The sequence below is a fragment of the Flavobacterium sp. genome (assembly GCF_044361065.1).
GTDB lineage: Bacteria > Bacteroidota > Bacteroidia > Flavobacteriales > Flavobacteriaceae > Flavobacterium.
In genome coordinates this window covers 1-6,855 of record NZ_JBIKJI010000117.1, presented here as the reverse complement: position 1 = coordinate 6,855, position 6,855 = coordinate 1, and the positions used below count along the sequence as shown (strand labels likewise).

The 6,855-nt window shown below is 29.1% G+C and carries 10 protein-coding genes; 8 read left to right on the top strand and 2 right to left on the bottom strand.

What is annotated here, in order from left to right:
• The 4 genes from ACIQ11_RS07735 to ACIQ11_RS07720 form a co-directional block, all read left to right on the top strand.
• Nucleotides 1-571, top strand: a 571-nt coding sequence (locus ACIQ11_RS07735) for a lytic transglycosylase domain-containing protein (RefSeq protein ID WP_396154092.1), incomplete at its 5' end; no start/stop codon positions are given.
• A gap of 1 nt (nt 572) precedes the next feature.
• The gene (locus tag ACIQ11_RS07730; protein ID WP_291241873.1) at nt 573-953 is read left to right on the top strand and encodes a sulfite exporter TauE/SafE family protein; all 381 of its coding nucleotides are present in this window, start codon (nt 573-575) and stop codon (nt 951-953) included.
• A gap of 10 nt (nt 954-963) precedes the next feature.
• A complete protein-coding gene (locus ACIQ11_RS07725) occupies nt 964-2,064 on the top strand; it encodes a glycosyltransferase (protein WP_396154091.1) in 1,101 nt (366 codons plus the stop codon).
• Between the two features lies 1 nt (nt 2,065).
• A complete protein-coding gene (locus tag ACIQ11_RS07720) occupies nt 2,066-2,998 on the top strand; it encodes a glycosyltransferase family 2 protein (RefSeq protein ID WP_396154090.1) in 933 nt (310 codons plus the stop codon).
• 27 nt (nt 2,999-3,025) lie between these two features.
• Here the strand turns inward: ACIQ11_RS07720 and ACIQ11_RS07715 are convergent, their stop codons facing one another.
• The gene (locus tag ACIQ11_RS07715) at nt 3,026-3,421 is read right to left on the bottom strand and encodes a sugar 3,4-ketoisomerase (protein WP_396154089.1); all 396 of its coding nucleotides are present in this window, start codon (nt 3,419-3,421) and stop codon (nt 3,026-3,028) included.
• Between the two features lie 7 nt (nt 3,422-3,428).
• On the bottom strand, nt 3,429-4,526 hold the full coding sequence (locus ACIQ11_RS07710; RefSeq protein ID WP_396154088.1) for a glycosyltransferase: 1,098 nt from the start codon (nt 4,524-4,526) through the stop codon (nt 3,429-3,431).
• Nucleotides 4,527-4,633: 107 nt separating this feature from the next.
• On the opposite strand from ACIQ11_RS07710, the gene murQ reads away from it, so the two are divergent.
• The 4 genes from murQ to ACIQ11_RS07690 form a co-directional block, all read left to right on the top strand.
• Nucleotides 4,634-5,452 (top strand): N-acetylmuramic acid 6-phosphate etherase, encoded by an 819-nt coding sequence (gene murQ, locus ACIQ11_RS07705; RefSeq protein ID WP_396154087.1) that lies wholly within the window; start codon nt 4,634-4,636, stop codon nt 5,450-5,452.
• Between the two features lie 7 nt (nt 5,453-5,459).
• Entirely contained in the window at nt 5,460-5,681 is a 222-nt protein-coding gene (locus ACIQ11_RS07700) for a DUF6095 family protein (protein WP_396154086.1), read from the top strand.
• 207 nt (nt 5,682-5,888) lie between these two features.
• Nucleotides 5,889-6,254, top strand: coding sequence for a DNA topoisomerase IV (locus tag ACIQ11_RS07695; protein WP_396154085.1), 366 nt, complete (start codon nt 5,889-5,891; stop codon nt 6,252-6,254).
• Nucleotides 6,255-6,324: 70 nt separating this feature from the next.
• The coding region (locus ACIQ11_RS07690) for a TerC family protein (RefSeq protein ID WP_396154084.1) at nt 6,325-6,855 on the top strand (531 nt) is incomplete at its 3' end.

Genomic DNA, 6,855 nt, shown 5'->3' with positions numbered 1-6,855 from the left:
TGAGAGTGGCTTAATAAATGCCATTTCGCCATCTGGTGCAAAAGGTGTTTGGCAATTTATGCCCGGAACTGCTAAGGAAAGTAAATTAGAAGTAACAGAACAAGTAGACGAACGCTATCACATTGAAAAATCTACGCAAGCTGCTTGTGAATACTTAATTAAAGCCAAAAACAAATTCGGAAATTGGACAGTAGCTGCCGCATCATACAATGGTGGTATGACGGGATTACAAAATCACATTAATTTTCAACAAACTTCAGATTATTATAATTTATGGCTTACCGAAGAAACTTCGCGTTATGTATTTAGAATTTTAGCTTTGAAAGAAATTATGAAAAATCAAGAAAAATATGGCTATCTAATTCCAAAAGAAGCTTTATATCCAAAAATTAGCACAAAAAAAATAATGGTTGACTCTACTATCACAAATTTGTCTACATTTGCTATAAGTCAGGGGATTAACTATAAAATTTTAAAAACACATAACCAATGGTTGCGTGATAAAAAATTAGACAATCCGACAAAAAAAGTTTACGAAATTGAAATTCCATTAGAAGGATATAATAAATAAAATGAAAAGTAAAATGACCTTACAAATAATATTGTCTTTAATTCTTATCGGGATTTTAGCAGGTGTCCTAAGCGGATTAGTTGGCGTTGGTGGCGGCATAATTATGGTGCCTTTATTAGTGCTGTTTTTCGGATTTAATCAGCACCAAGCACAAGGTACAAGTCTGGCCGTATTAGCAGTTCCAGTAACCGCAGTAGCTGTTTTTACGTATTATAAAGAAGGTCAGATTAATATAAAATACGCTGCTATAATTGCTGCTTTTTTTGTTATTGGAAGTATATTTGGAAGCAAACTTGCCTTGACATTAGATCAAAAAATGTTGAAGAAAATTTTTGCTGTAGTGTTATTAGTTATTGCAGGAAAAATGCTTTTGGATAAATAATTTAATTGCCTTGAAAAGAAAAAAAATTGTAATTTCAGGTATTAACATGGTTGAAGGTGGTATTTTCACTATCCTTCATAATGCGTTACATGAACTTTCTAATTTTGTTAAGAATGAAGAAGTTGAAGTTATCGCTTTGGTTCATGATGCCTCGAAATTTGAATTTTCAAATATTACTATTATTGAAATACCACGTTCAAAAAAATCTTGGTGGTATCGTTTATATTACGAATATTTTTATTTTAAAAAACTATCAAAACAAGTACAACCTGACATTTGGTTTTCGCTTCATGATACTACACCCAATGTAGTAGCAAAAAAACAATTTGTGTATTGCCATCACCCTACAACACTTTTTAAACCCAACTGGAAAGATTGGAAATTTGATTATAAGATTGGTGTTTTTTCCGTTTTATATGATTTTCTATTTAAAATAAATATTTCTAAAAATCATACGGTTTTTGTACAACAACATTGGATAAAAAATATTTTCGAAAAACGATTTAACATCACAAATATAAAAGTTGCCATTCCAGATTATATAGAAGAAATTTCGACTATTTTTTTTCCATTTGAGCCAAATAAAATTCACTTTTTTTATCCAAGTTTTCCAAGAAGCTACAAAAACCATGAAGTTCTTTTAGAAGCCATAAAATTATTGCCTAAAAACATTTCAGAACAGACGCAATTTCATTTTACTACAATGAAAAATAATAAAGAAAAATATGCCAAATTTTTAGTTAAAGAATATGGTTTTTTAGAAAATGTTCATTTTTATGGAAAAGTAAATAGAAGTCAGTTACTTTCTATGTATAATGCTATGGATTGTTTACTTTTTCCATCAAAAATAGAAACTTGGGGCTTGCCAATTTCTGAAGCAAAAGCATACAACAAACCGATGTTTTTAGCTAACTTACCCTATGCAAAGGAATCTTGTGGAAATTATGAAAAGGTATCGTTTTTTGATGAAAATAATGCTACTGAGTTGGCAAAACTAATTACTGAATTTGTAGAAGAAAAACATATGTTTCAAGGAAATACTTCGCCTTTTGATACCAGTAATGACTTACACAATTGGAAAGAAGTATTCCAGTATATTTTAACTGATTAATATGGCATTTTTTACCGTAATAATTCCGCTTTATAATAAAGAAAAGTATATTGAAAATGCAATAAAAAGTGTTCTTAATCAGACGTTTACGGATTTTAATTTAGTAATTGTAAACGATTGTTCTACTGATAAAAGTGTAGAAATTGCCTCTAAATATATTTCAGATACGGTTGAAATTATTCATCATAAAAAAAATGCTGGGTTGGCTGCCGCAAGAAATTCAGGGATTAAAAACACAAATAGCAATTACATCACCTATTTAGATGCTGATGATTTATGGAAACCTACATTTTTAGAAAGTATCTTTCAATTAATTCAAAATTTTCCAGAAGCGCGAATTTTTGGCACAAATTATGAAGAAATTTGGGGTACTGTAATTAAAAATCCTCTCAATGGTTCTGAAAATTTACCGATAGATTTTACAGGTTATATTAATTTTTTCAAAATAAATGTAAAGCAAGGTATTTATACGCACGGTTCTGTATGTTTTCATAAAGAAGTTTTTGAAAAAATAGGGTATTATAATGAAGACATTGGTTTTTCCGAAGATTTAGATTTTAACATAAGAGCCAATTACAATTTTAAATTAGCTTATGATAACTCGGTACAGATGAGTTATTTTATGCAAACAGAAAACCAACTTACACAGAGTTCATTACTAAACAAAACCATTCCAGACTTTGATAGTTATGAAAATTGGGCGACAAACAATTCGGATTTAAAAAAATATCTCGACTTCGAACGATATGTTTTAGGAAAACGCTTAAAGAAAAATAACGATTTACGTTGGAAAAAAATGATTGCAACTATTGATTCTAGAAATTTAAATTGGAAACAAAATGTTCTTTTAAAAATGCCCAGTTTTATTTTAAATATGCTTGATAAATTGAAGTCGTTTTTGTTAAAATTAGGTATAAAAACAAGTACGTATTGATATTTCTTGTTATACTGAAGTAAATAATTACTCTTTCAAAAAGCTCAAATAATCCTTGTAATTTCTAATGTAATCCGCTTCCGAAAATTCTTCCGAAGCCAACACCAAACAAACCGAACCTGAAGAAAAGTTTTCTAATTCGCGCCAAATGTTGTTTTCGATTAGCAATCCTTTATCAGGCCTGTTTAATGTAATAATTTCTTTTGATTTTCCATCTTTCAAAACCACATCAAAACTTCCCGAAATAGCAAGTATAACTTGTTTTAGTTTTTTATGTGCGTGACCTCCTCGCTTTGCACCACTTGGCACATCAAACAAATAATACACGCGTTTTACATCAAAAGGAATCGTATCATTTTCAACAATACCAATATTACCTTTTGCATTGTTTATTTTTGGAATATCTATGATTTTATATTTCATTACATATTTATTTTTTAAAAACTTTTAACCATTCGTTACCAATATTTTCTAAACTAAAGTGTTTAACACTTGACGATGCGTTTTCTTTACATTGTAAATATAAATTATTATCTGTTACGAACAGATTCATTGCCTCGATAAGTTTTTCTTTATTGTAGTTTTCAACTAAAATACCATTTTCCATATTTTTAATAATCTCACTTGGTCCTGAATTAAAATCCCAAGTAACAACAGGTAATTGACAGGATAAAGCTTCTATAATAACCATAGGAAAACCTTCAAATTTACTTGCCATTACTAAAAAAAGTGCGTTTTTATAATATTTAAAAGGGTTAGAAACAAAACCTTCAAAAATAACATAAGCTTCCATATTTAACTTTACTGATAAATCAATTAAATCGTCTTTTAACTCCCCATCACCCAAAATAACAAGCTTTATTTTTTTAGAAGGCAATATAGACTTAGCATAAGTTTCTATAATTACATCAAATTGTTTTACATTATTTTTGTGCAATCTGCCAGCAGCAACTATAAACTCAAAATTAAAATTTAAAAATTCATTGGAATCAATTTTTGTCTGTTTAAAATTGGAAGGATTATAAATTAAACCTGAATTACTATATCCATAATCAGTAGCTACTTTTTTTTGAATTGATTTTGAAACTGAAATAAATTCAATACAATTTAGATACATTAATTTTGTTAAAATCTTGCTCTTGTTAAAATAATATTCAAGATGGTAATTATGAACCGTTTGTATAAATTTTGGATAAATAAAGTTATGAATAATAAATTCTTGTAGAAAATACTCTTTTGTTCTAAAGTCAATTAAATAATCGAAATGATTTGTTGCAAAAAATTTCTTCAAGGCAAAAAAACGCTTACTTCTACTCCACCAACTATTTCTTTTATCTTTTAAATGTTCTAAATGAAAAAGTTTTCCTGCATAATTATATTCAATTTTACCTGAAAAAACAACGTGATACACTTCAATACCTTGACTTTCAAAATACAATGATAAATCTGCTGCAACCCTTTCTGCACCTCCATCAGAAAGCGTTACGGTAACCAAGCAAATTTTTAATCTGTGAGATTTTTGACTCAAAAGTTATAGTTTTTAACAAATATAAAAATATTCAATAAACTATGGTTGTCATTCTTTAAATTTATAAATACTTTGTATATTTGAACAACAATAATAGGCCTAAATATATGACATTTATTAAAACTACAGAGCAAGCATCAAAATACGAACATTTAGAAAAAATGTCTGTAAACGAATTGCTTACTCACATCAATACAGAAGACAAAACAGTACCATTAGCAGTTGAAAAAGCGTTACCAAATATTGAAGTATTAATTGAACAAATTATTGCTAAAATGAAAATAGGTGGACGATTATTCTATATTGGCGCTGGGACTTCTGGTAGATTAGGCGTAGTTGATGCAAGTGAATGTCCACCAACATTTGGTGTTGATTTTGATACCGTTATAGGAATCATTGCAGGTGGCGATACCGCTATTAGAAAAGCCGTTGAATTTGCTGAAGATGATAAAGACCAAGCTTGGAAAGACTTACAAACGTGGAAAATTAATGAAAACGATGTTGTAATTGGTATTGCGGCTTCTGGAACGACTCCGTATGTGATTGGCGGATTGCAAAAATGCAATGACAATAATATTGTTACCGGAAGTATCAGTTGTAATGCGCAAAGTCCGCTTTCGCAAACAGCAAAATATCCTATTGATGTAATTGTTGGACCTGAATTTGTTACTGGTAGCAGCAGAATGAAAGCAGGAACAGCACAGAAATTAGTATTAAATATGATTTCTACGTCCACTATGATTGCACTTGGAAAAGTAAAAGGCAACAAAATGGTAGATATGCAATTAAGTAACGATAAACTAATTGACAGAGGAATACGAATGATAATGGACGAAATTCCAGTATCGTATGAAATAGGTGCCAAATTATTACAAGAGTATGGAAGTGTAAGAAAAGCTGTTGATTATTATAATAGCCAAAAATAAAAAAAGTATGTCTGTAAATAAAATAATACTAAACAAAGGACTTCGTATATTATTAGGTTCATTGCCCACACTTTTTGTAGGTGTATTTATCTTAAATAGTAGCTTTAAAAATCAAAAACATCCTCTATTTATTTATGTGGCGATTTTAGGCATTTTAATTTGTGGATTTTCTGTTTATTTGATGTTTAAGGGCATAAATACAATAATGAAAAGTATGTTTGAGAAGTAAAAGTAAAAAGTTGCTAAGTAAAAAGTTTCTAAGTTTCTAAGTTGCAAAGTAAAAAGTAGCAAAGTAAAAAAATAGTTAATTTATGTTTTCTATGCATAGCGAGGCTACTCAACTTAACATAATATTTCCTATGTTCCTATGTGTTTAATCTGGGAAAAGTAAAAAGAATTTTCCACAATAATTATCAAAATTGTTATAAAACATAAAATGAAAAAAATCATATTACTATTCGCATTAACACTTGTTTCTTGTTACAATCAAGAAAGAAAGTGTACCGATTTTAAAACCGGAAAATTTACTTCAGAAACCACTTTTGATGGTAAAAAACTAACCAGTTCATTTGAAAGAAATGATTCTATTCAAATTGAAAACTATAATCAAGTTATCGATACTTTTACAATTCGTTGGATAAATGACTGTGAATATATTTTAGAAAATGTGAAGCCAAAAAACAGAGCAGAAAAAAAAGCAATTCACGTTAAAATACTAAATACCAAAGACTTAAAATATAATTTTGAATATTCATTTGTTGGAGATGCAAAAAAACAATTTGGTTCTGTAACTAAATTATAGTTTTCAACGTAAAATATATGTGTGTCTTATAAAAGGCTAAATTCTAAAAACAAAATCTATACCTTACCAAATGGAAATATTAACCAACCCAGACGCTTGGATTGCCTTATTAACCTTAACTTTTTTAGAAATCATTCTCGGAATTGATAATATTGTATTTTTATCCATTGTTTCTGGAAAATTAAGAACGGAAGACCAACCAAAAGCCAGAAGAATCGGATTATTATTAGCAATGGCATTTCGAATTGTTTTGCTTTTTGGAATCACTTGGGTAATGAGCTTAAAAAAATCATTTTTCGATTTCGATTTAGGGTTTTTCTCAGGTGGAATTTCGGGTCAAAGTTTAATTATTTTTGGTGGTGGATTATTTTTATTATACAAATCAGTATCCGAAATACATCACAAACTTGAAGGCGAAGAAGAAGGAACTAATGGAAAAGCAAGTAATACATTAGGAGCTGCTATTTTACAAATTGCTTTGTTAAATATTGTTTTCTCATTTGATAGTATTTTAACGGCAATTGGTTTAGTAAGTGCTGCTGATCCACCCGTTGGTTTTGGTGCAGCTGGTGCAATTGAAATTATGATTATGGCAATTATT